24 protein-coding genes and 2 tRNA genes are annotated in these 21,047 nt (G+C 67.3%); 14 read left to right on the top strand and 12 right to left on the bottom strand.

Annotated features, from left to right (window positions below):
* Positions 1 to 143 precede the first annotated feature (143 nt).
* Together C458_RS08400 and C458_RS08395 are read right to left on the bottom strand one after the other, a co-directional pair.
* Positions 144 to 215: transfer RNA gene (locus tag C458_RS08400), tRNA-Thr, on the bottom strand.
* 78 nt (positions 216 to 293) lie between these two features.
* Positions 294 to 971, bottom strand: a complete 678-nt coding sequence (locus tag C458_RS08395) for a hypothetical protein (protein ID WP_008574826.1) — start codon at positions 969 to 971, stop codon at positions 294 to 296.
* 60 nt (positions 972 to 1,031) lie between these two features.
* Between C458_RS08395 and C458_RS08390 the strand changes: the two genes are divergently transcribed.
* Positions 1,032 to 1,727 carry an enoyl-CoA hydratase/isomerase family protein gene (locus tag C458_RS08390; protein WP_008574824.1) on the top strand — a complete coding sequence of 232 codons (696 nt, stop codon included), beginning with the start codon at positions 1,032 to 1,034 and terminating at the stop codon, positions 1,725 to 1,727.
* Between the two features lie 41 nt (positions 1,728 to 1,768).
* Here C458_RS08390 and C458_RS08385 read toward each other — a convergent pair whose 3' ends face one another.
* Positions 1,769 to 2,599 carry an NAD+ synthase gene (locus C458_RS08385; protein WP_008574823.1) on the bottom strand — a complete coding sequence of 277 codons (831 nt, stop codon included), beginning with the start codon at positions 2,597 to 2,599 and terminating at the stop codon, positions 1,769 to 1,771.
* A 324-nt stretch (positions 2,600 to 2,923) separates the two neighbouring features.
* Between C458_RS08385 and C458_RS08380 the strand changes: the two genes are divergently transcribed.
* Positions 2,924 to 2,994: transfer RNA gene (locus C458_RS08380), tRNA-Gly, on the top strand.
* 353 nt (positions 2,995 to 3,347) lie between these two features.
* Here C458_RS08380 and C458_RS08375 read toward each other — a convergent pair.
* The 3 genes from C458_RS08375 to C458_RS08365 all read right to left on the bottom strand — a co-directional run bounded on the left by C458_RS08375 (position 3,348) and on the right by C458_RS08365 (position 4,907).
* Positions 3,348 to 3,527 carry a hypothetical protein gene (locus C458_RS08375; RefSeq protein ID WP_004041759.1) on the bottom strand — a complete coding sequence of 60 codons (180 nt, stop codon included), beginning with the start codon at positions 3,525 to 3,527 and terminating at the stop codon, positions 3,348 to 3,350.
* A gap of 50 nt (positions 3,528 to 3,577) precedes the next feature.
* On the bottom strand, positions 3,578 to 3,874 hold the full coding sequence (locus C458_RS08370; protein WP_008574820.1) for a hypothetical protein: 297 nt from the start codon (positions 3,872 to 3,874) through the stop codon (positions 3,578 to 3,580).
* Positions 3,875 to 3,989: 115 nt separating this feature from the next.
* A complete protein-coding gene (locus tag C458_RS08365) occupies positions 3,990 to 4,907 on the bottom strand; it encodes an acyltransferase (protein ID WP_008574818.1) in 918 nt (305 codons plus the stop codon).
* Positions 4,908 to 5,096: 189 nt separating this feature from the next.
* Between C458_RS08365 and C458_RS08360 the strand changes: the two genes are divergently transcribed.
* The 3 genes from C458_RS08360 to C458_RS08355 all read left to right on the top strand — a co-directional run bounded on the left by C458_RS08360 (position 5,097) and on the right by C458_RS08355 (position 6,872).
* Positions 5,097 to 6,170 carry an aldo/keto reductase gene (locus C458_RS08360; RefSeq protein WP_008574815.1) on the top strand — a complete coding sequence of 358 codons (1,074 nt, stop codon included), beginning with the start codon at positions 5,097 to 5,099 and terminating at the stop codon, positions 6,168 to 6,170.
* Positions 6,170 to 6,340, top strand: coding sequence for a hypothetical protein (locus C458_RS18425; protein ID WP_008574813.1), 171 nt, complete (start codon positions 6,170 to 6,172; stop codon positions 6,338 to 6,340). Before C458_RS08360 ends, C458_RS18425 begins: the two co-directional genes overlap by 1 nt.
* A gap of 283 nt (positions 6,341 to 6,623) precedes the next feature.
* Complete coding sequence (locus C458_RS08355) at positions 6,624 to 6,872, top strand: hypothetical protein (protein ID WP_008574811.1); 249 nt, start codon at positions 6,624 to 6,626, stop codon at positions 6,870 to 6,872.
* Between the two features lie 33 nt (positions 6,873 to 6,905).
* Here C458_RS08355 and C458_RS08350 read toward each other — a convergent pair whose 3' ends face one another.
* The 3 genes from C458_RS08350 to C458_RS08340 all read right to left on the bottom strand — a co-directional run bounded on the left by C458_RS08350 (position 6,906) and on the right by C458_RS08340 (position 11,008).
* Positions 6,906 to 8,456, bottom strand: coding sequence for a heme-binding protein (locus tag C458_RS08350; RefSeq protein ID WP_008574810.1), 1,551 nt, complete (start codon positions 8,454 to 8,456; stop codon positions 6,906 to 6,908).
* Between the two features lie 127 nt (positions 8,457 to 8,583).
* The gene (locus tag C458_RS08345; RefSeq protein WP_008574809.1) at positions 8,584 to 10,368 is read right to left on the bottom strand and encodes a site-2 protease family protein; all 1,785 of its coding nucleotides are present in this window, start codon (positions 10,366 to 10,368) and stop codon (positions 8,584 to 8,586) included.
* Positions 10,369 to 10,516: 148 nt separating this feature from the next.
* Positions 10,517 to 11,008, bottom strand: coding sequence for a hypothetical protein (locus C458_RS08340; protein WP_008574807.1), 492 nt, complete (start codon positions 11,006 to 11,008; stop codon positions 10,517 to 10,519).
* Positions 11,009 to 11,138: 130 nt separating this feature from the next.
* Between C458_RS08340 and C458_RS08335 the strand changes: the two genes are divergently transcribed.
* Positions 11,139 to 11,678, top strand: a complete 540-nt coding sequence (locus C458_RS08335; RefSeq protein WP_008574805.1) for a hypothetical protein — start codon at positions 11,139 to 11,141, stop codon at positions 11,676 to 11,678.
* Between the two features lie 63 nt (positions 11,679 to 11,741).
* On the opposite strand, the gene lysS is transcribed toward C458_RS08335, so the two are convergent.
* Positions 11,742 to 13,421, bottom strand: coding sequence for a lysine--tRNA ligase (gene lysS / locus C458_RS08330; RefSeq protein ID WP_008574804.1), 1,680 nt, complete (start codon positions 13,419 to 13,421; stop codon positions 11,742 to 11,744).
* Position 13,422: 1 nt separating this feature from the next.
* Positions 13,423 to 14,136 carry a UMP kinase gene (pyrH, locus tag C458_RS08325; RefSeq protein WP_004041748.1) on the bottom strand — a complete coding sequence of 238 codons (714 nt, stop codon included), beginning with the start codon at positions 14,134 to 14,136 and terminating at the stop codon, positions 13,423 to 13,425.
* Between the two features lie 93 nt (positions 14,137 to 14,229).
* Here pyrH and C458_RS08320 point away from each other — a divergent pair, with 93 nt between their 5' ends.
* The 5 genes from C458_RS08320 to C458_RS08300 all read left to right on the top strand — a co-directional run bounded on the left by C458_RS08320 (position 14,230) and on the right by C458_RS08300 (position 17,876).
* Positions 14,230 to 14,574 (top strand): hypothetical protein, encoded by a 345-nt coding sequence (locus C458_RS08320; RefSeq protein WP_008574801.1) that lies wholly within the window; start codon positions 14,230 to 14,232, stop codon positions 14,572 to 14,574.
* A 24-nt stretch (positions 14,575 to 14,598) separates the two neighbouring features.
* The gene (locus C458_RS08315) at positions 14,599 to 15,384 is read left to right on the top strand and encodes a molybdopterin synthase (RefSeq protein ID WP_008574799.1); all 786 of its coding nucleotides are present in this window, start codon (positions 14,599 to 14,601) and stop codon (positions 15,382 to 15,384) included.
* Between the two features lie 306 nt (positions 15,385 to 15,690).
* On the top strand, positions 15,691 to 15,936 hold the full coding sequence (locus C458_RS08310) for a hypothetical protein (protein WP_008574797.1): 246 nt from the start codon (positions 15,691 to 15,693) through the stop codon (positions 15,934 to 15,936).
* Between the two features lie 499 nt (positions 15,937 to 16,435).
* Positions 16,436 to 17,575 (top strand): site-2 protease family protein, encoded by a 1,140-nt coding sequence (locus C458_RS08305; RefSeq protein WP_008574795.1) that lies wholly within the window; start codon positions 16,436 to 16,438, stop codon positions 17,573 to 17,575.
* A 106-nt stretch (positions 17,576 to 17,681) separates the two neighbouring features.
* Positions 17,682 to 17,876: a hypothetical protein gene (locus C458_RS08300; RefSeq protein WP_008574793.1), complete on the top strand. Its 195-nt coding sequence runs from the start codon at positions 17,682 to 17,684 to the stop codon at positions 17,874 to 17,876.
* A 55-nt stretch (positions 17,877 to 17,931) separates the two neighbouring features.
* Here the strand turns inward: C458_RS08300 and thiL are convergent, their stop codons facing one another.
* The gene (thiL, locus tag C458_RS08295) at positions 17,932 to 18,828 is read right to left on the bottom strand and encodes a thiamine-phosphate kinase (protein WP_008574785.1); all 897 of its coding nucleotides are present in this window, start codon (positions 18,826 to 18,828) and stop codon (positions 17,932 to 17,934) included.
* Between the two features lie 151 nt (positions 18,829 to 18,979).
* On the opposite strand from thiL, the gene C458_RS08290 reads away from it, so the two are divergent.
* From C458_RS08290 to C458_RS08280, 3 genes are all read left to right on the top strand, one after another.
* Positions 18,980 to 20,008, top strand: coding sequence for a lysylphosphatidylglycerol synthase transmembrane domain-containing protein (locus tag C458_RS08290; RefSeq protein WP_008574783.1), 1,029 nt, complete (start codon positions 18,980 to 18,982; stop codon positions 20,006 to 20,008).
* A gap of 114 nt (positions 20,009 to 20,122) precedes the next feature.
* Positions 20,123 to 20,578: a 30S ribosomal protein S19e gene (locus C458_RS08285; RefSeq protein WP_004041740.1), complete on the top strand. Its 456-nt coding sequence runs from the start codon at positions 20,123 to 20,125 to the stop codon at positions 20,576 to 20,578.
* Positions 20,579 to 20,683: 105 nt separating this feature from the next.
* Entirely contained in the window at positions 20,684 to 21,046 is a 363-nt protein-coding gene (locus tag C458_RS08280; RefSeq protein ID WP_004041739.1) for a DNA-binding protein, read from the top strand.
* Position 21,047: the final 1 nt, after the last annotated feature.

Genomic DNA, 21,047 nt, shown 5'->3' with positions numbered 1-21,047 from the left:
CTGCTTGGCAACCAGACGCCTCGCTCGACAGTCGGAGTTCGAGAAGAGCCTAGGCCGGGATTTGAACTCACTCGCAAATCGGAGACTTGCTCGCTGCTCAAACCCAGCTACGGCTTTTGCTCGTCACGTTGTTCCTCACAGAAAGCCTAGGCCGGGATTTGAACCCGGGGTCTCGTCCTTACCAAGGACGCGCTTTACCGCTAAGCTACCCAGGCAGGCATTCCTTGGTTGTCCGGGTTCCTCTTTAGGGGTTTCGATTCGAATCGCCCCGGAACCGTGGTAGCGTATGTCGATTAGCGGTCCGCCGCGGAGGTGACCGCGTCGTCGCCACCGCCGCCCTGATAGAGGGCCGCGATGCGCTCGACGGTCCCCTCGGAGACGGTCTCGTCGGCCGGGGGGAAGTCGCCGTCGTGGGTGTCGGCCAGCCCGGCGGCGTACTCCACGAGCGCGGTCGGGGGGGCCGAGCCGACGGCCGTGGTGCCGGCGACGACGGCGAGCGTGCAGATGTTCACTTCGAGTTCGCCGTCGAGGTCCGGTCGCTCCGACTCGGCGGCCGAGCGGCGGCGGGTCTGGTCGCGGCCGAAGGCGCGGACCGTCTCGACGGCGTGGTCGGCGGCCTCGGTCCGGGCGAGGAGGTAGAAGCCGCGCGAGACGAGCACGTCGGCCGCGAGGATGTCGAGGTCGGCGTCGGTGTCCGCCTCGGGGGAGTCGAGGTGCGACCACGGCTCGTCGTGGGCGAGCGACCGAGTGAGCCGAAGGCCCTCGTAGATGAGTTGCACTCCGGCCGCGCGGGAGGCCAGCCCGTTCAGGTCGACCTTCGGTTCGACGGCCCGCGCGCTCACGAACGTGAGCACTGCCGGCGTCAAGGAGGCGGCGTCGAGGCGTTCGTCCAGCGCCGCGCGGAGGGCCTCGGGCTCGATGTCGGAGAGGGCCTCTCGCGCGGCCTCGCGGGCTCGCACGGCGTCGTCCATCGGCCGAGACTTACGGTTGGGAGGGCAAAGACCTTTGGAAAACCACGGCACAACGGGCGTATGATACGGACGACGGACGACGGCGACCTCCGGGTCGTGACCATCGACCGCCCGGCGCGACGGAACGCACTCAGACCGACCGACCTCGATGCCCTCGAAGCCGCGGTCACGGGTGCCGACGCACCGGTCGTTCTCCTCCGGGGGAATGGCCCGGCGTTCTGCGCCGGCGCGGACCTCGACAGCGTCACCGACCTCGACGACCCCGAGGCGTTCGCAAAACACGGCCAACGCGTCGCCGACGCCATCGAAGCCGCCGACTCGGTCGTCGTCGCCGGAATCGACGGGGCGGCCCGCGGCGGCGGCGTCGAACTCGCGCTCGCCTGCGACGTTCGGGTGGCCACTCCGCGTGCGACCCTCGGTGAACCGGGCGTCCGACTCGGCCTGTTCGGCGCGTGGGGCGGGACAGTCCGTCTCCCGCGCGTCGTCGGCGAGGGCCACGCCCTCGAATTCTCGCTTTCGGGCCGCGTCGTCGACGCCGACGAAGCCCTCCGGATGGGTCTCGTCTCCCGAATCGTCGACGACCCGCGCGCGGTCGCGGCCTCGATGGCCGACAACGACCACCGGTCGCTTCGAATCGTCAAGGAACGACTGCGCGACCGCGGTAACCGGGACGGACGTCTGGAACGGGAGGCCGCCGGCTTCGCGGAGTTGCATCGGGCGAACGTCGACGACATCGCGGCGTCGCGCGAAAAGTGAATTCCGCGGGCGGGTCGGCGGGTCGGCGGAGCCGCGGTGACCTACACGTCGAGCGCCGACGGCGCGGGCGGCATCGACCGCTTGTGGGCGCTCCCCTCGACGAGTCCGACCACGCGGTCGACCTGTTCTTCGGTCACGTCCAGGTGGCGGGTCGTCGCGGACTTCGAGAGCGGGCCGTCCACGTGGAGCGCGAGAATCGCGTCCAGCGCGTCGTAGGTGAGGCCGAGTTCGCCCTCGTCGGTCTGGCCGGACCACATCTCGGCCGACGGCGTCTGTAACACGAGGTCTTCCGGCACGCCGACGTGGGCGGCCAGCTGGCGGACCTGCTGTTTGTAGAGGTTCCCGATGGGGTTGCAGTCGACCGCCTGGTCGCCGTACTTCGTGAAGTAGCCGGTCATCGCCTCGGCGCGGTTGCCCGTCCCGAGCACGATGCGGTTCTCGTGGTTGGCGACGAAGTAGTTGAGCACCGCCCGCGTGCGGACGTAGACGTTTCCGGCGGCCATGCGGTCGTCGGCCGCCTCGGGGAACGTGTCGAAGAACGTCTCGGCGATGGGCTGAATCTCGACCACGTCGTACTCGATTTCCAGCATCTCGGCGACGCCCTCGGCGTCGCTCATCATGTCCTCGGCGTTCGCCACGCTCGGCATGACGAGCCCGTGGAGGTTCTCCTTTCCGAGCGCTTCGACGGCGAGGAAGGCGGTGAGCGTCGAGTCGATACCACCGGACAGTCCGATGACGGCCCCGTCTGCGCCGGCGGCCTCGACGGTGTCTTCGATGAAAGTCGTGATGTGTTCGCGGTGCGCTTCGAGTTCCTCGTCGGACAGCAGGAGGTCGAAGGGAGCGTCCTCCGAGAGAACGTCGACGGATGTCATGGGCCTCGCTTGGAACCGGGAGCCCAAATAGCCATGTGTCACGCGAAAACAATGGACGGGTGTCCAGTTTTCTCGGGGCTACGATGGGGTGAAGCGCTACGTTCAAGTGCCCCCGAAGTCTACGAATTTTTGCTTCGGAAGGCGGTCCGAAGCGAAGCGCGCCGATGTGTTGTCGAACGGCTATAAGACAACGCGCGGGGCGAACGAATGTGAGCGCCGATGGTCGACCGAGCGGAGCGAGGTCGAGTCAGGGGCGCAAGCGAAGCGTAGCGCGCCGATGGGTGACTGAACGGAGTGAAGTCAGCCACGGGGCGAATGCAATGAGCGCCGATGGTCCAGTGGTAGGACACGAGCTTCCCAAGCTCGGAGCCCGGGTTCAATTCCCGGTCGGCGCAGTTCTGTCGAACGTAGCGGGACGAAATGCGCAGGGAATCTGAACCCTGCCAGTCGCAGCCGACGAGCAACGCGAGGAGGAGCGTCTGGCTCAGGTTCAATTCCCGGTCGGCGCAGTTCTGTCGAGACAACGAACGAGCAACCGCTCTGCGTGTTGCTCGTTCTCGTCGAGTGTGTATGCGGCCAAGAGGGAATTGAAGCAGCGAGTAACGCGGAGCGTTGCGAGTGAGGTTCAATTCCCGGTCGGCGCACTTCCGGTGAGACGGAGTCTCACCGACGTACCGCTCGCTCCACTCGCGGGACTCCCGGTCGACGCACAAACTCTCGTCTTCGAATCGTAACCCGCGCCGCCGACTCAGAAAAATAGGTTCTGCACGTCGTCGAATTCCGGCGATTCGGAGCGGAACACCGGCTCGCGGGCGGTCTGTCGAATCATCGCGTGGCGTTCGAGGGCCGAGTCGAATTCGAGAATCGCCCGCTCGATGTCGCGGGCGAGCGCGTCGATTTCGCCGTGGAGTTCGTCGTCGTCGGCCATGATACGCGTAGTTGGGCGAGGGCTGGTAAAACGGACTCGGCTACGAGTCGTCAGCGGAGCCGTCGGGTGCAGTTCCAGCAGAGGTCGAAGGTGGTGTCGGCCTCGTTTTCGGCCCCGCAGTTCGGGCAGATGCGCTCGCCCGTCGGCGTCGTCTGCACGCCGGTCTGCGAGCCGTCGTCGAGCGACGCCGCGATTTCGGGGTGGGTGTAGCGGTCCGTTCGGGCGGAGTCCCGGCCGGACCCCTCGCCTACCGTCGGCTCACCACCGTTGACGAGGTATCGATAGACCAGAAGCTGGAGCAGGGTCAACCCGAGGGCGTAGACGACGATCCAACCCCAGGAGTCCATCACACATTGACTTACGTTAGCATGCTATATCGGTTCTTCGGTCGAACCGGTCTGCTGACGCTCTCGGCGGTGGTCGCGGGCGATGTCGAGGGCGGCGGGTTCGCGTCGAAACGAGTTACTCGCGCCGGTGGGAGTCCACCGGGCCGTCGAGGTCGCGGTCGAACTCGTCGAATGCCTCGATGTCGTCTGGGAGTTCGTAGGGAATCTCGCGCTCGTCGGCGCGGCGCTCGCCCCCGGCGTCGAGCGGTTCAGCGACCCCTTCGAAGCCCGGCTTTACTTTCACGCTCTTGGCGGGCGAGCCGACCGCGATGTGGTGGGCGGGCACGTCGCCCTGGACGACCGACCGCGCGCCGACGATGGCGTTCTCACCGACCGAGACGCCGGCGTTCACCATCGCGTCGTAGGTGACGCGCGCGTCGTCGCCGATGGTCGTGTGGTAGTTTCTGACCTCGGTCTGGTCGACGGTGTCGTGCGAGTGGCTGTATATGTGGGCGCTGTCGGAGATGGAGACGCGGTCGCCGATAGTGAGTTTCCCGCGGTCGTCGAGGTGGACGTCGTCGTGGATGACCGTGTTGTCACCGACGGAGATGTTGTGACCGTAGGAGAACGTGACGCCCTTGAAGATGCGGAGGTTGTCGCCGGCCTCCGCGAACAGGTGGTCCGCGAGCATCTGTCGGAACCGGAGGGCGAAGGCGACGTTGTCGGCCATCGGCGTCGCGTCGAACTGCCGCCAGAGCCACTGGAGGTGCTTCGAGCGCTTGAACTTCGCCTCGTCTTTCTCGGCGTAGTACTCGGCTTCGAGCGTCGCGTTACAGGGGTCGTACCCTTGCAGTCGAACCCGCGTCGCGGGCGAGACTGGCTTGCCGTTCTGCCAGCGCTCCCACGCCTCGCGGTCGCCGAACAGGTCGATGAGGGTGTCTCGAACGACCGTACAGGTGTCTTCGTCCGAGGCGAGCCGACCGTCGACCTCGTCGATGAACGCCTGTAAGCCTTCTTCGGCGTCCTCCGGAAGCGAAACGTGGACCTTCGTCATTGCACCGTCGTAAGCCGTCGAGATTCAAATGGATTCGGTTGTGCGAACCCCGCGTCAGGCTTCCTCCGGGCAATACTGGCTGGTTTCGAGCGTTGGTGAACGGAAATCCGAGCGCCCGCCCGCGGTGGGATTCCCAACGTACGGGAACAAAACACACGGAATAAGTCGCCCCAATTCGTAGGGCCGGTCATGCATTACCGCGAACTCGGCACCTCCGGAATCGAAGTCAGCGAGGTCGGCTTCGGTGCGTGGGTCGTCGGGACCGACTGGTGGGGCGACCGCTCGGACGAAGACTCCATCGAGATGCTCCACCACGCCATCGAGCAGGGCATCGACTTCTTCGACACGGGCGACGTGTACGGCCACGGCCACTCCGAGGAGGTCGTCGGCGAGGCGCTTGCCGACTACCGCGACGAGGTCACCGTCGCCACCAAAATCGGCTACGATTTCTACAACAACCCGCAGGCCGGTCACGGCGAACTCCCCAAGGAAATCACCGGCGAGTGGGTCCGCGAGGCGACCGAAAGGAGCCTCGAACGCCTCGACATGGAGTACGTCGACCTCCTGCAACTCCACAACGCGAACGTCGACGAAGTCACGCCCGACGTGCTCGAAGCCCTCGACGAACTGAAAGAGGAAGGCCTCATCGAGGCCACCGGCTGGGCGCTCGGCCCCTCCATCGGTTGGCTGGCCGAAGGCGACATGGCCATCGAGGAGGAGTTCGACGCGCTCCAAATCGTCTGGAACGCCTTCGAGCAGGACGTGGGCAACCACTTCCTCGACACCATCCGCGAGACGGGCTCCCCGACGAGCCTCATCGCCCGCGTGCCGCACTCCTCGGGCCTCCTGAACGAGCAGGTCCGCCCCGAGACCGAACTCGGCTCCGGCGACCACCGCGGCTTCCGCCCCGACGAGTGGTACGAGACGGGCTGGGAGAAGCTCGAACAACTCCGCTTCCTCGAGCGCGACGGCGAGCGAACCATGGCGCAGGCGTCCATCGCCTACCTCCTCGGCTACGACGAGACCGCGGCCGTCACGCCGACGTTCCGCACGAAAGCCGACATCGACGAGTGGGCGAAGGCCTCCGACGTGCCGAAACTCACCGACGAGGAGCTGACCCGCGTCGAGGAGCTGTACGCGGACAACTTCGGCATCGACCGCTTCGACGGCATGGACGCGCTCCGCTCGTCGGTCGACGGCGAGGACATCCGCGCGGCCGGTCTCGACAAGCGCGTCGCGAAGGGCGCGCGCAACGAAGCCTGATGGGCCGCCTGAAAACCCTCCTCGGCGTCACCGCGGTCGCCCACGTCGCGCTCGCGTGGCTGGTCAGCCTCGACGCCAAGAAGCGCGGCGACGACGCCGACAACTGGGTCGCGCTGACGCTCCTCACCGGCGCGGTCGGTGCCGCGAAGTACGTCCGCGACGGGCGCTGAGGCGCGACCGCCGGAAAAACGGACCCGAAACGACGACGGCAGCGGCAACGAAGCCGTCTCGTTCCGACGCGGTTTTTGTGTTTCAAGGAACACGCTCGACCGATAGTCCTCGAACGAGTCGGTTCGGTTCGCTCCCGTGATGTCCGCGCCGTCACCCGAAATTCGCCCCTCTTGGAGCTATCACCGTGGTGTGGCGATAGACGAGTGGAGCCGACTTTCGGACGGACCTGAAGCCGATTCGAGACCAAAAAAGCAACAACGCTCGACCGAGTGCGGGACGACTATGCGTACCTCAGTCGTCGAACTCCTGCCGGACCTCCTCGAACTCCTCGTCTTCGGTCTCGGGAGCGCGGGGCTTTCGCTCGCCGGGGCGTACATCGAGCGCTTCGCGTTCCTCACCTTCGAACAGGGCAACGTCGAAATCGCCGCGTGGGCGGTCGTGATGGGCGCGGTGGCGCTGTACTTCGCGTACAACGTCGGCACCGACAAAGTGCGCCCGAAGCTCCGCGACGTTCGCGCCGCGCTCGCGTAGAAAAGCCGCAGTCCGATTTTCGGCGTTCCCGCGTCAGGCGAGGAAGACGTGTCGCGGCCGGTCCGCGAGCACGTCGCGGCCCCACTGAACCGTGTCGCGGAACGCGTCGGAGCGGAAGAACTCCATCGCGTCGTCCTGCGAGCGCCACTGGCTGGCGATGAACATGTCGTCTTCGTCCTCGACGTTGACCATCAGGTCCGTGTCGAAGTGGCCGTCCATCTCCTCGAGGAGGCCGCCGACGGTGCCGAACTTCTCGACGAAGTCGCCGCGGTGTTCGGACTTGACGGTGTAGAACATCCCCATCGTGCCGAAGCCGGACTCCTCGCCGGCGCGCTCGACGATGCCGGGAAGCTCCGAGAGGAAGCCCGCGGCGGTCTCGGCGGCCGACGCCGTCTCCCAGATGGAGACGACGGCGACCCGGCCGCGCTCGTTGGCCTCGTAGACGGCCGTCTTGACGTGCGTCGGGTAGTGGTCGAAGTTGCCGCGGAGCCCCTCGACCTCGTCGAACAGCTCGTCGGCGTCGGCCTCGGAGTAGAGCACCGTCGCGTACACGTCCTCGCCGTGGGGCTTGCCGGCGTAGATGTTCAGGTCTTCGAGCTGTCCCCGGATGTCCTCGTCTGCGGCCTCGTCGTCGCCGTCGCCGCCGTGGTGGCCGCCGTCGTCGCTCTCGCCACCGTGATGGTGACCGTCACCTCCTTCGCCGTGGTGGTGGCCACCTTCTCCGTGAGGATGACCGTCGCCGCCGTGGTGGCCGCCCTCACCGTGCGCGTGCGCGCCGTGGTGGGACTCGTCTTCGAACTCGCTCGTCGGGACGGCGTCGCCCGCGAGGAACGCGCCGAGGTCCGACGGCGGGAAGCGCCGGCCGACGTAGAACTGGCCGAACTCGCCGTACTTCGAGGACACCTCGTCGAAGCGCATCTCGTAGACGATGTCCTTGATGTCGGTCGGGTCGTCACCGAACAGGGTGACGCCCCACTCGTGGTCGTCGAAGCCGACCGAGGAGGCGATGACCTGCTTGATTTTCCCGGCGTACTGCCGGCCGGTGTCGCCGTGGGTCGACATCAGCTCGCGGCGCTCGTCGAACGAGAGGTCGTACCAGTTGTGCTCCTCGCCGCGGCGCTTCGACATCGGGTAGAAGGACATGTAGGTGTCCTCGGGGATGTCGGGCTTGAGTTTGCCCTCGATGTAGCGGAGCAGGCCGGCGTCGATGTCCTCCTCGTTGCCCTCGAAGTAGTCGTCCGAGACGTAGCCGGACACCTCGGTGACGGAGACGTAGGAGGTCGGCTGTTCGGTGAAGGCCGCGAGCGCGGTCCGCTCGAACTGCCGCTCGGCCCGGGAGATGTCGTCCAGCGTCGGCCGGAAGTGAACGACCACGAAGTCCGCCTTGTGGCCGAGGACGGAGAAGACGGCGGACGCGCCCGCCTCGGCGTCCTCGACCGCCTCGTGGGCGCCGAGGTACGCGACGCCCTCCTCGATTGCGCGGCGGCGCTCGTGGTCGGGCGCGTCACGCCACGCGTCCCAGTCGACGGTTCGGAAGTCGTGCAGCGCGAACCAGCCCTCGTCGGTCTGTGGGGCCTCTACCATACCGTGGCCTAGGGAGTCATCCGGTATTGAAGTTGCGAGTCGTTTTCGCGGTTCGAGAACCGTCGAAGCGCGACGGGACGCCCCGGAGAGCGTGGTCAGGAGGGCCGTAGCCTCTCGACCGAGACGCTCAGCCGAGGAGCGTCGGCCCGAATATCATGAGTACGAGCGACGCGAGCATCGTGAGGCCGATGGAGGTCGTGATGGTGCGGACGACGGTGTGGGGGTCGTCGACCGGGAGCCGCGAGACGACGGCCTCGGCCGAGGTCCGCAGGATGCGGCCGCCGTCGAGCGGGTAGCCGGGGATGCAGTTGAAAAGCCCCAGTTGGAGGTTAATCCACGCCGTCCAGAACAGGAGGTTGGCGACGATGAAGACGCCGCCGCCGAGGAAGCCGAGCGGACCGCCGACCTGATAGAAGTTGACGACCTGCCCGGTGAAGCCGGGGAAGTTCGGAATCCCGAGGACGACCGACGCGAGGGGCAACAGCAGCGACACGTAGACGAGTTGGAGGGGCGACCCGGCGAAGGCGGTCGCGAGGCCGCCGTCGCCGCCGTCACCGCCGAGAAGCGAGAGGTACGTCCCCGCGGGGTACTCCTGCGTGCCGAAGTCCGTCAGGAGCAGGCCGCTCGTCCCCCGGAAGATGTTGACGCCGAGGAAGCCGTTGCCGTCCTGCTCGTTCACGCCGAGCGTGACCTGCACCGTCTCGAAGCCGCCGTCTCGGTACAGTTCGACGGCGACGGTCTGGTCGGGGTCCGTCCGGTCGAGCGCCGCCTGCAACTCCGTCGATGAGGTGATACGCTCTCCGTCGAACGACGAGACGATGAGGGGTTGGGTCGTCCCCGTGGCGTTGTACAGCGGGCCGTTCTCGGCGACGTTCGTGATGTATGCGCCGACCGGGATGGTGCGCTCGCCGGCGGAGGTGTCGAGGCGGGCGAACCGCGAGTCGCCGACGGCCGACTCGAAGTCGGCGCGCGTCGAGACGGCGGTCCCGTTGACCGCGGTCACGCGAATCGGGTCGCTTCCGGACTCGACGGTCAGGTTCGCGGGGTTGCCGGCGACGGAGCCGGCGACGACGAGTTCGCGCGCGACCGAGACGGTCCGCTCGCCGTCGAGTTCGACCGACACCGTCCCCGCGTCGGTCGCGAGGAGCGCGGCGTCGAGTTCCTGCGTCGTGTTGACCGGCGTGCCCTCGACGGCGGTTACGCGGTCGCCGCCCGAGATGCCTGCCGCGTCGGCCGGTGAGCCGGCGTACGCGCCGGAGACGGCGACGCCCGGCGCGACCGAGATAGAGCCGATGACCGGGCCGAAAAGCAGGGCGAACGCGACGAGCGTGACGGCGAAGTTGTTCGTCACGCCGGCGGCGAACATCCGCGACTTGCCGCCGCGGTCGGCGCGGCGCTGGCTCTCCTCGGAGGGCTCGACGAACGCCCCCACGGGGAGTACCGTCAGGAGGACGACGCCCATCGACTCCACGTCGATGCCCTCGACGCGGCTGAGGACGCCGTGGCCGCCCTCGTGGACGACGAGACCGACGAGGAGGCCGAAGAGGATTTCGGGCGCGACCGAAAGCGGGAGGAAGTCGTTGACGCCGGGGATGACGAGGAAATTCTGCGGCTGGTTCACCTGCGTCGGGGCGGGCGGATTCTGGAGGATGACGACCGCCTGAAAGACGAGGAGGACGAACGTCCCGACCATGATGACGAGGGCGATACCGAGGCCGACGTTGCTCCACGCCCGCCAGAACCGCTTGGGGGCGGCGATTCTGTCGAGGAGTTCGCGGCCGCGACGGGTGTGGACCGTCGTGAGGGGACCCTGGACGCGGACGTACTCGGGGAGGATACCGCGAGCACGCAACACCGCCGCGAGGAGAGAGTAGGCGATGAAGCCGGCGAGAACCCAAAGCAGCGTGTTCATCGCCCGAAGGGAAGCGGCGCGCGCCAAAAGGCGTTCGGGTTACGGTCCCACCGTTCGGGTCACGGTCCCGCCTTCGAGACCGAGGGTGGGCGTTGGCGGCCGCGAATGACGACCGCAACCGAACCCGACCCGCAACGAGCGTGTCGCGTTACTCCTCGTCGTCGCCGTCGTCACCGGGCGACTCGATTTCGACTTCGACCGCGCCGTCGTCGTCCGCGTCCGCGTCGGTCTCCTCGTCGCTCGCGTCGCCCGTCTCGTCCGCCTCGGCCGCCTCGTCGTCGACCGCGGCGTCGTCCGTTTCCGCCTCGGGGTCGTGTTCGACGGTGACCGTGGCGTCCTCGTCGTCGGTCGCGTCGTCGTCCACGCCGGTCTCCTCGTCGGCCGCCGAGTCGCCCTCGGCGGGGTCGTCGGCGAGCGCGATGTCGGTAAAGGAGTCGCCGGACGACGAGCGAAGCCGTGAGACGGCGTAGGCGACGCCCACGAGGAGCAACGCGACGAGGAGCAGCCGACCCCACGAGCGGCCGCCCGAGGTGTCGTCGTCGACGGCTTCCTGTTCCGAGTCGGCGTCGAACTCCTCCAGTTCGACGTCGAATTCGTCTTGCGATTCCTCCACGGACCGGATGAAGTCGATGAGAGACATGTGAACTGTGATGCGGCGAGGCCGCGGTCGGCGTCGTTCGCGGGGAACGAGCCCGTCTCACCGTACGCGCGTCGGGGACATAAGTCGTCCCCCAGAAGGGTTTTAGCCACCCCGGCGACGAACGGAAACCGTGTTCGACAGTTCCCGCTACGAGGTCCGACAGAAGGTGTCCATCAGCAACAAGTACGTCGTCTACGAGGGCGACGACCCCGTCCTCTCGGCGAAGCAAAAGAAGTTCAAACTGAAAGAGGACTTCCGGCTGAACGACCACGACACCGGCGAGGAGCGCTTTCGCGTCAAGGCCGACAGCGTCCTCGACGTGTCGGCGGCCTACGACATCGTCGACAGCCGGACCGACGAGCGCGTCGGCGCGGTCAAACGCGGCGCGTTCTCGTTCGCCAAACACACCTACCAACTGCTCGGCCCCGACGGTTCGGTCGCGGGGCGAATCGTCGAGGACAGCGTCCCGATGGCGGTCGCCAGACGGCTCGTTACGACGCTCATTCCCTTCTCGTACCGCATCGAGGACGCGGCCGGCGAGGAAGTCGGCGCGGTAGACGGGCAGTTCTCGCTCCGGGACAAGTACACCGTCGACGTGGACCGCGAGCGAATCGACCCGCGACTCGCCGTCGTCGGCGCGGTCGTCATAGACGCTATCGAGGAGAACTGACAGCCTCCGAGCGAACGCGAGAGAAGCGAAATTGAGGGCGAGAGCGAACGCGAGAGCGAGGAGTCAGTCCTCGCGGCGGAGTCGCGCGACGACGAAGTCGCGCTCTAGCTCGCCGAGGAACTCGCCGAGTCGCGGCCCCTGTTCGGCGTCGAAGAACAGCCGGTAGCCGGCGGCGAAGAAGTCGCCCATCTCGATGTCGTGGCGGCGCGCAGTCTCGTAGATTTCGCCCTGAATCGCCTCGCCGTCGTGGCCCTCGGTGACGAACTCCGCGAGGTCGTCGAGGGCGGCCTCGACCGCGGGCGCGAAGTCGAACTCGGGGAGGTCGACCTGCAAGCGGTAGTTGTACTGGTTGTCCATCTTCTCGGCCCAGCGGCGGGCGCGTTCGACCCGGTCGAGCGCCTCCTCGACCGCCTCGTCGGGCGTGTCCCCGTCGAAGAAGCCCTCGTTGCGGGCCATCTTGACGCGCAGGTCTTCGTCGTCGGTCATGCCGAGAACGGCCGCGAACGTGTACGGGAGCCGAACCCGGTCCTCGCGGACCTCGTCGACGACGAACGGGTAGGCGCGCTCGGCGAAGCGGGTCAGGCTCTCGTCGTCGACCTCGCCGAAGTAGGCGCGCTCGAAGCGGTCGAAGTCGTCGACGAGCTGGTCGAGTCGCGTGAGGTCGAGGTCGCGGGCCTTCCGCGGGTTGAGCGCGAAGAAATACCGGAGCACCTCGGGTTCGAGCAGGTCGAGCATCTCCGCGACGGTGACGATGTTGCCGGCGGACGACGACAGCGCCTCGCCGTTGAGCGTGAACCACTCGTACACCATCGGCACCGGCGGCTCGATTCCGAGGACGTTCTCGGCGATGTCCTTACCGGAGGGCCACGAACCCTCGGCGTGGTCCTTGCCGAACGGCTCGAAGTCGACGCCGAGGACCTGCCACTGGCCGGGCCACTCGAAGCGCCACGGCAGTTTGCCCTCGCGGAACGTCGCGGTCCCCTCGTGGCCGCAGCCGTCGATGGTGTTGTCGCCGACGGTCATGTCGGTGCAGACGTAGTCGACGGTGCCGGCGTCGAGGTCGATGTCCGTGACCGTCTCCGTGATTTTACCGCACTCGGCGCAGACGGGGTTGAAGGGGACGTAGTCCTCGTCGACCTTCGACTGGTACTTGCCCAGCACCTCGCGGGCGGTGTCGGCGTGTTCGAGGACGTGTTCGACCACGGGGTCGAAGTCGCCGCTCTCGTACAGTTCGGTGTTGGAAATCATCTCCACCGGGACGCCGAGGCGGTCGGCGTCGGCCTTCAGGAGCGCCGCGAAGTGCGCCGCGTACGACTCGGCCTCACCGAACGGGTCTGGAATCGACGTGTACGGCTTGCCGAGGTTGCGGCCGAGCGCGCCGGCGTCGACCTCGCCGAGCCCGACGATGTTGCCGTCGGCGTCCGCGAGCTTTCGCGGGAGCTTCCGGAGGGGGTCCTTGTCGTCGCTGGTGAACACCTGTCGGACCTCGTGGCCGCGCTCGCGGAGCACCTCGGCGACGAAGTAGCCGCGCATAATCTCGTTGAAGTTGCCGAGGTGGGCCACGCCCGAGGGGGAGACGCCGCCCTTGATTACGACCGGATCGTCGGGGTTGCGGGCCTCGATTTCGTCCGCGACCTCGTCGGCCCAGAAGCCGTGGTGGGTGGCGTCGGCATCACCGTCGGCATCGGCGTCGGTCGCGTCCGCGGCGGGGGCGTCGCCGCGGGTGGGGTCGTCGGTCGTCATCTCAGGGAGCCCAGTAGGTGGGTTCGTCGCCGCCCTCGGGGATGATATCGGTGCCCGTGTGCTCGCCGCGGAGGACGGCGGGCGTGATGCGGTCGGGGTCCGTTCCGTCGAGGACGATAGTGCGCATCTTCGCGCGCTCGATAAGCTTCGCGGCGAGGAGGTCGACCGGGGCGGACGACCCGGCGTTCATCTCGATGTCGCCGATGACGTCGACGAGTTCCGCGGCGGTCATCTCCTCGAACTTCGTCGCGTCGGGGTCGCTGTTCGGGTCGGCGCTGAAGACGCCGTCGACGCTGGTCGCGTAGACGAGCAGGTCGGCGTCGACGTATTCTGCGAGCGCGGCCGCGACGGCGTCGGTGGTCTGGCCGGGCATGACGCCGCCCATCACCGAGATGTCGCCGCGCCGGATGGCGTCGCCGGCGTCCTCGTAGTCGTGGGCGACCTTGGGGTCGACCTGCGAGCCGAGCGCCGCGATGAGCAGGCGGGCGTTGATTCTGGTCACGTCGATGCCGATTTGGTCGAGTTGGACCTCGTTCGCGCCGAGGTCGCGGGCAGCGCCGATGTAGTCGCGGGCGACGCCGCCGCCGCCGACGACCGCACCGATTTCGCACCCGTCCCGCGCGAGCGTTTCGACGACGGAGGCGTGACCCTCCACGCGTCGAGCGTCGAGGTCCGGCGCGAGCACGCTTCCGCCGATGGAGATGACGACTCTCATTGCACACGGGTATCCGTGACCGCATCTTAAGGGTTATCAACTGCGAGACGCCCGTGTCGGGGGCTTTAAACCACTCTCGCGGCGACTACCGGTATGCGACTCGTCACCGTGGAGACGGTTACGCTCATCGTCGTCGGCTGGGTGCTCGCGCTCGGCGCGATGCTCGTCCGCCACCGCCGCGACGAGGTCGACCGCCGAACCGTCTTCAACTGGGCGCTGGCGGCCTGTTTTTCGGTCGGCTGGGCGCTCTGGCAGTTCGACACGCTGCCCGCGACCGCCGACACGCCCGTCGGCGCGGCGGCCCCGTGGCTGGCGACGCTCCTCGGACTCGTCGGCGCGGCCGTCGCCGTCCACCTCTACCGGACCCGCCCGCGCTCCGAGGCGCGGGAACCGGAGCCGACGCCCGAGCCCGACGAGGCCGGCACGGAGCAATCTTAAACCGGCGCGGGCCGTCCTTCGGGTATGCACGTCCTCGGAATCGTCGGCGCGGGCGCGACAACGCTCTGCGACCGACTCGCCGCGCAGTTGGACGGCCGCGTCGCCACCGTGGAATCGCTCCCCGAGAGCGCGACCGAACCGGAGTCGACAGACGGCGTCGCCGCAGCCTACGGGCTCTCGCCGGACGGTAACTGGGTCGGGGCCGGCGACGACCGCGACCTCGATGGACTCCTCGACGGCCTCTCGGCCGAGTACGACTACGCGCTCCTCTCGGGGTTCCCCGACGCGCGCGTCCCGACGGTCGCGCTCGCGGGTGCCGACGCGGCGAACGTCGTCGCGGAGGCCGAAACGGCCGACGCCGCGGACGTGGCGTCTCTCGCCGCCGAAATAGACTCCCACGAACCGCACGTCACGCTCGAAACGCTGGTCGAGCGCGCGAAGGCCGACCCGCTGGAAGTGTACGCCGGCGCGATTGCGACGTTCACCGGGCGGGTGCGCGCGAAGGAGTCGGAGGACGACGACCCGACGCTGAGCCTCGAATTCGAGAAGTACGACGGCGTCGCGGAGTCGACGATGGACGCGATTTCCGAGGAACTGGAGGCGCGCGACGGCGTCCTCCGCGTCCTCATGCACCACCGGGTGGGCGTCGTCGAAGACGGCGCGGACATCGTGTTCGTCGTCGTCCTCGCGGGGCACCGCCGAGAGGCGTTCCGGACGGTCGAAGACGGCATCGACCGCCTGAAAGAGGAGGTGCCGATTTTCAAGAAGGAGACGACCACCGACGGGGAGTTCTGGGTCCACGACCGCTGAGACGCCGCGGATAACTCAGGAGATGCGGATAGTCCCGACGGGGCGAAAATCGAGCGATATTTCGGATTTTATTGCCGCAAAATGCGGCGTCAGACGGACGAAAAACGGGGGTATTTACCCACATGAAATCAGTCGTTATTCTCAGAAAGAATCTCTCAAAATCGGTTCTGAAAAATCTAAGCCGATTTCAAAGATTCATAAAATGTACCGTTTGCAACGATTCAGGCTGAAAGCGGCCGAACTAATTCTAACGGACCTCCCTTTATAACAGGTAATGGGGCGATAGGTGGAAGTGAGGTGTACCAGATGAGCGCAACAGTACCCCCCTCCACCGACGATAGCTCCAAGGAAGACCGCCTCAAGCAGTACCTGCTCGACCGTGCGAAAGACGGCGAGATGTACTTCAAGAGCAAATTCATCGCCGACGACGTCGGCCTGTCTCCCAAGGAAATCGGCGCCCTGATGGTCAAGCTCCGCGACTCCGCGACGGACCTGACCATCGAGAAGTGGTCGTACACGAGCGCGACCACGTGGCGCGTCGAGACCGCCTGAGAGCACGCACTGCCCGCCCCGACCGACGCCAGCGCCAGGACGGCGCGCACCGCCCGGTCCCCGGACGAAAGAACCCGGCCCCGCGACAGCCCCCGATAGCCCCTAATGACCCCGTGACAACCCCGCCAAGCGCGCTCGGAACCCGAACCGAGACGCGACTCGACAGCCCTTCGCGATTCGTGACCCCGGCGAATTGACCCCCCTCCCCAGGGCGCAGCGACCCGAACTCACGACGCGACCCCGGAACGCCCTCCCCCGCACGCCCCCGCCGACGACCGCCCGACCCGCGAACCAACCCGACCCGCGAACCAACCCGACCCACGAACCAACCCGACCCACGAACCAACCCGACCCGCGAACCAACCACACTTTCTGCCTTCGCGTGCCGCTTCGACGCACCCCACACGGCCGGAGCGGCGGGTCTCTCGCGCCGTCGTCGCCCGGTCGGGTCAGGCCTCCGTCACGGGATTTATGCACGTCGCCCGCATACTGCACGCCGATGGAACAGTCCGAATCGGCGGACGGACCGCCGGTGGAGGCACTTCGCGCCGTCTTCGACGTTCACGAGGTGCGGTCAGACGGTCGCCGACGTATCTACTACGGCGAGTCGCTCGTCCCCGAGCAGATGCTCGTCCGCGAAATCTGGTCGGCGTTCCGGGGGGCCGGCTACGACGTGGAAGCGCAGGTGTCCGGGCTCGGAGAGACCGACGTGGTCATCGTCGAACCGACCTCGCAGGGCGTCGAGGAAATCCCGTGGAAGAACATCACGCTGTTCGCGCTGACGATTCTCTCGACGCTGTTCGTCGGCGCGCACGCGTGGTACTACATCCCTCTGTCGGACATCGTCGCGAACCCGCTCGTGATGCTTCGGGCGTGGCCCTTCACCGCCGCCGTCCTCGGCGTCCTGTCGGTCCACGAACTCGGCCACTACGCGGTCGGCCGATACCACGGCGTCAACGTCTCGCTTCCCTACCTCATCCCGTTTATCTTCCCGTTCGGCACGCTCGGTGCCATCATCCGTATGCGCGGACAGATGCCCGACCGGAAGACGCTGTTCGACATCGGCGTCGCCGGCCCGCTGGCCGGGCTCTGTGCGACTATCGTCGTCACCGTCATCGGCCTCTCGCTCGAGCCGATGACCGTCCCGGCCGAGGTCCTGACCCGGTCCGGAGACATGATCGTGTTCAACAATCCGCCGCTCCTCGACGCCATCGCGACCGTGCTCGGTCGCCCGACCGAGTACGCCGACCCCCGGACCGTCGTCCACCCCGTCGTCATCGGCGGCTGGGTCGGGATGTTCTTCACCGTCCTCAATCTGCTCCCGGTCGGCCAGCTCGACGGCGGCCACATGGTCCGGGCGATGCTCGGGGAGCGCCAGGAATCGCTCGCGGCGGCCGTCCCGCTCGTCCTGTTCAGCATCGCCGGCTACCTCCACTACGTCCGCGGTCTCGGGCTCAACCAGTCCGTCGGCCTGTGGTTCTTCTGGGGCCTGATGTCGACGTTCATCGCCTACAACGGCCCGGCGAAGCCGATAGACGAGACGCCGCTCGGACCGGCACGGATGGCCGTCGGCCTCGTTACGTTCGCCCTCGGCGCGGCGTGTTTCCTCCTCGTGCCGATTCAGGTCATTCCGGGATAGCCCGCGAGTCGCGGAGTAGAGCGGTTTCGACCCTGTGAAACCGCCCAACGAGACTGTGGCGTCCGTCGGACAGCATGATTTTCAGTAGACAGTTTCAACGGCACCTATGAATAGAATCGAACTCTATCACGTCGTCGGACTGTTCCTTTTGGCGATGATGACACTAACGACCGATTTCTCCGGGTTCACGTTCCCAGCGAGCATATTCAGCGGCCTCGCGCAGATTGTCTCATACGCGGTGATGGTCGTTGCTCCATCGTACGTTCTCGCAGACACCGTGGTTCACCTGACCGGCAGTTAGTTCGGTGTCCGCGGCTTCACCGACCAGCCGGCAACTAGACTGCCAATGCCGCCGGCTATTCGTCGCCGCCGTGGGTGTAACCGCGGTCCGGAACGGCCTCGCCGTCGGCGACGACGGCCTCGGCGGATTCCGATTCCTCGACGACGTTCCCGACCACCGTGAGCGGTACGTCGGTCGCCTCGCGGGCGGCGTCGAGCGCCGACTCGGGGAGCGTACAGACGAGTTCGAAGTCCTCGCCGAAGAACGCCGCGAGGTCGCGTCTGTCGTCGGAATCGGTCGCGACTTCGTCGACGGCGTCGTGGACCGGGAGCGCGTCGAAGTCGAGTTCGAACCCGCAGCCGCTCGCCTCCGCGAGCTGGTGGACCGACCGGGCGAGGCCGTCGCTCGAATCCATCATCGCCGTGGCCGACCCGCGGAGGGCGACGCCCGCGGCGACGCGGGGCGTGAACCGGAACAGGTCGTTCGCGCGGACGGTCTCGCCCGCTTCGAACAGGCGGACGGCGGCGGCAGACCTGCCGAGTTCGCCCGTGACGCAGAGCAGGTCGCCCGGGACCGCGCCCGAGCGGCGAACCGGGTCGTCGGTGCGGCCGATGGCCGTCGTCGCCGTGGTGAACTCCCGGTGGGTGTCGAGGTCGCCGCCGACGTACGCCGCGCCGACCGCCTCGCAGACGTCCCGCGCGCCCCGGACGAAATCCCCGAGTTCAGTCTCGTCGAGTTCGACGGCGGCGTAGGCGGCGACGGCGCAGGTGGCGCTCGCGCCCATCGCGGCCACGTCCGACAGCGACGCGCCGACGGCCCGCCAGCCGGCGGTGTAGCGGGTCGTCCCCGCGGGGAAGTCCGTCGTCTCGTGGAGCATATCGGTCGTGACGACGAGGTCGTCGACGACGGCGGCGTCGTCGCCGGCGTCCGGCAGGTCCGCGGCGAGCAGTCTGAGGGCGGCGCGCTCGTCCATAGCCGAACGTGTCGGGCGGAGCGGAAATGTCCATCTATCCGCCAGCGAGCGGCGGGGCGGGCCGCGAGTCGGTGACGGCGGCGACCCGGGACCTGTTTGTCCGCCGTCGAATCCGGTGACTTAATGCCCGTCGTAGACGCATCCCCAGCAAATGGCCCGCGAGAACCTCCGCGCGACGGTGCTCGGTTTCGCAGCGGCAATCGCCGTCTTCGCCGTCCTGTTCTACTTCGCGGGCGTGGACGAACTCGTCGACCGGGTGACGATGGCCGAGCCGACCTACCTGGCCGCCATCCTCGTCATCACGCTCGTGTGGCTCGTCTCGTGGGGGGCATCGCTGAAGACCGTCCTCGGCGTGCTCGGCGTGGACGTCTCGCTCGTCCGCTCGTTTCTCATCTTCACGGGCGCGACGTTCTCGAACAACATCACCCCGTTCGGGCAGGCGGGCGGCGAGCCCGTGACCGCGCTGCTCATCTCCCGGAGCGCCGACACCGAGTACGAGACCGGGCTGGCGGCCATCGCCAGCGTGGACACCATCAACTTCGTCCCCTCGATTACCATCGCGCTCATCGGCGCGGGCTACTACGCCACGGAGGTGACGCTCGGCCGCAACCTCGAAATCGCGCTCGTCGCCGTGGTCGGCCTCGCGGTCGGCGTGCCGGCGGCCGTCTACACCGCGTGGAAACGCCGCTACGACCTCGAACGCCGGCTCATCGGCGCGCTGACGCCGGTTATCCGAACCATCTCGCGGTACGTCCCGCGGGTATCGGTGCCGTCGAACGACGGCATCGAGCGCCGCATCAACGGCTTTTTCCGCTCCATCGAGCGCGTCGGCCGGAACCCGCGGGGGCTGGCGGTCGCACTCGGTCTGTCGGGAATCGGATGGTGCTGCCAGATGGTCGCGCTCTGGGTTGCGTTCCACGCTATCGGCGCGCCCATCGCCTTCTCCATCGCGCTGTTCGTCGTCCCCATCGGGGCGATAGCCGGCGTGACGCCGCTTCCCGGCGGCGCTGGCGGCATCGAGTGGACGCTCGCCATCCTCGTCGCGGCCGCGAGCTCCGCCGTCTCGTTCGACGTGGCGACCGCGGGCGTCGTCGTCTTCCGCGGGTTCATCTACTGGGTGCCCGTCGTCCTCGGCGGCCTCGTGATGAGCACGGAGAGCGCGCGCGGGTGGCGGTCCTGACGGCGCGATACGGGCTGTCACCCCGGCGCACGCCGGTCGGGGCGCAGGAGCCTCCAACCGCCCGTATCGGGCGAATACGATGCCTTTAAACGCCGCGATTATGAACCAATAGCCATGGTAACCATCTATGACGTCCCGGCGGACGCCCTCATCGAGGAGGTCGCCGGACGACTCGAGGACCGTATCGAGCAACCCGACTGGATGGCCTTCGCGAAGAGCGGCCAGACCCGCGAGCTCCCGCCCCAGCAGGACGACTTCTGGTACGTCCGCGGCGCGAGCCTGCTCCGCAAGGTCGCCATGAACGGCCCCGTCGGCGTCGACCGTCTCTCGACCGAGTACGGCGGCCTCAAGCGCGGCTCCAACCGATACAGCGTCTCCGGTGCGCACAGCGACGCCGGCAGCAAGAACATCATCCGCACGCTCCTCCAGCAGCTCGAAGAAGAGGGCCTCGTCGAGACCGCCAAGGGCGAGGGTCGCCGCATCACCGCCGAGGGGACGAGCTTCCTCGACAACGCCGCGTCCGACGTGCTGTCCGACCTCGACCGTCCGGAACTCGAACGCTACGCGTAGAGCCGCCGACACACACCGAGAGTTCTTCTTCGACCGCCGAGTCCCCCAGAGCCGTCGGTATGCGGGTCCGTAATGGTTTTCAGACATCGGACCGTGCGCTAGGGTATGAGTGGCAGTCCCGACGATGAGCGACTGGAGGAGCTTCGAAAGAAGAAGATGCAGGAACTCCAAGAACAGCGGGGCGGCGGCGGACAGGGCTCCGCGGAGCAACAGCAGGCCGAGGAGGCCCAACAGCGCGCCGAACAGCAGAAACAGGCGCTTCTCAAACAGCATCTGACCGACGAGGCCCGCCAGCGCCTCAACGCCGTGCAGATGTCCAAGCCGGACTTCGCGGAGCAGGTCGAACGCCAAATCGTCGCCCTCGCCCAGAGCGGGCGCATTCAGGGCCGCATCGACGACGACAAGATGAAGGCGCTCCTGAAGGAGCTGCAGCCCGAGTCGAAGAGCTTCAACATCCGCCGCCGGTAAG

It is taken from the genome of Haloferax sp. ATCC BAA-644 (genome assembly GCF_000336975.1).
GTDB classification, from domain to species: Archaea; Halobacteriota; Halobacteria; order Halobacteriales; family Haloferacaceae; genus Haloferax; species Haloferax volcanii.
The sequence above is the reverse complement of the archived record's forward strand: the minus strand, read 5'-3'. Positions and strand labels throughout refer to the sequence as shown.

Excerpts from the sequence above, each read along its gene's own strand:
- C458_RS08285 (WP_004041740.1), top strand. The coding sequence starts at position 20,123 with ATGGTAACCATCTATGACGTCCCGGCGGACGCCCTCATCGAGGAGGTC.
- C458_RS08365 (WP_008574818.1), bottom strand. The coding sequence starts at position 4,907 with ATGACGAAGGTCCACGTTTCGCTTCCGGAGGACGCCGAAGAAGGCTTA.
- C458_RS08305 (WP_008574795.1), top strand. The coding sequence starts at position 16,436 with ATGGAACAGTCCGAATCGGCGGACGGACCGCCGGTGGAGGCACTTCGC.
- C458_RS08360 (WP_008574815.1), top strand. The coding sequence starts at position 5,097 with ATGCATTACCGCGAACTCGGCACCTCCGGAATCGAAGTCAGCGAGGTC.
- C458_RS08340 (WP_008574807.1), bottom strand. The coding sequence starts at position 11,008 with ATGTCTCTCATCGACTTCATCCGGTCCGTGGAGGAATCGCAAGACGAA.
- C458_RS18425 (WP_008574813.1), top strand. The coding sequence starts at position 6,170 with ATGGGCCGCCTGAAAACCCTCCTCGGCGTCACCGCGGTCGCCCACGTC.
- C458_RS08370 (WP_008574820.1), bottom strand. The coding sequence starts at position 3,874 with ATGGACTCCTGGGGTTGGATCGTCGTCTACGCCCTCGGGTTGACCCTG.
- C458_RS08350 (WP_008574810.1), bottom strand. The coding sequence starts at position 8,456 with ATGGTAGAGGCCCCACAGACCGACGAGGGCTGGTTCGCGCTGCACGAC.
- C458_RS08290 (WP_008574783.1), top strand. The coding sequence starts at position 18,980 with ATGGCCCGCGAGAACCTCCGCGCGACGGTGCTCGGTTTCGCAGCGGCA.
- C458_RS08310 (WP_008574797.1), top strand. The coding sequence starts at position 15,691 with ATGAGCGCAACAGTACCCCCCTCCACCGACGATAGCTCCAAGGAAGAC.
- pyrH (WP_004041748.1), bottom strand. The coding sequence starts at position 14,136 with ATGAGAGTCGTCATCTCCATCGGCGGAAGCGTGCTCGCGCCGGACCTC.
- C458_RS08395 (WP_008574826.1), bottom strand. The coding sequence starts at position 971 with ATGGACGACGCCGTGCGAGCCCGCGAGGCCGCGCGAGAGGCCCTCTCC.
- C458_RS08300 (WP_008574793.1), top strand. The coding sequence starts at position 17,682 with ATGAATAGAATCGAACTCTATCACGTCGTCGGACTGTTCCTTTTGGCG.
- C458_RS08345 (WP_008574809.1), bottom strand. The coding sequence starts at position 10,368 with ATGAACACGCTGCTTTGGGTTCTCGCCGGCTTCATCGCCTACTCTCTC.
- C458_RS08390 (WP_008574824.1), top strand. The coding sequence starts at position 1,032 with ATGATACGGACGACGGACGACGGCGACCTCCGGGTCGTGACCATCGAC.
- C458_RS08375 (WP_004041759.1), bottom strand. The coding sequence starts at position 3,527 with ATGGCCGACGACGACGAACTCCACGGCGAAATCGACGCGCTCGCCCGC.
- C458_RS08320 (WP_008574801.1), top strand. The coding sequence starts at position 14,230 with ATGCGACTCGTCACCGTGGAGACGGTTACGCTCATCGTCGTCGGCTGG.
- C458_RS08315 (WP_008574799.1), top strand. The coding sequence starts at position 14,599 with ATGCACGTCCTCGGAATCGTCGGCGCGGGCGCGACAACGCTCTGCGAC.
- C458_RS08355 (WP_008574811.1), top strand. The coding sequence starts at position 6,624 with ATGCGTACCTCAGTCGTCGAACTCCTGCCGGACCTCCTCGAACTCCTC.
- C458_RS08385 (WP_008574823.1), bottom strand. The coding sequence starts at position 2,599 with ATGACATCCGTCGACGTTCTCTCGGAGGACGCTCCCTTCGACCTCCTG.
- lysS (WP_008574804.1), bottom strand. The coding sequence starts at position 13,421 with ATGACGACCGACGACCCCACCCGCGGCGACGCCCCCGCCGCGGACGCG.
- thiL (WP_008574785.1), bottom strand. The coding sequence starts at position 18,828 with ATGGACGAGCGCGCCGCCCTCAGACTGCTCGCCGCGGACCTGCCGGAC.
- C458_RS08280 (WP_004041739.1), top strand. The coding sequence starts at position 20,684 with ATGAGTGGCAGTCCCGACGATGAGCGACTGGAGGAGCTTCGAAAGAAG.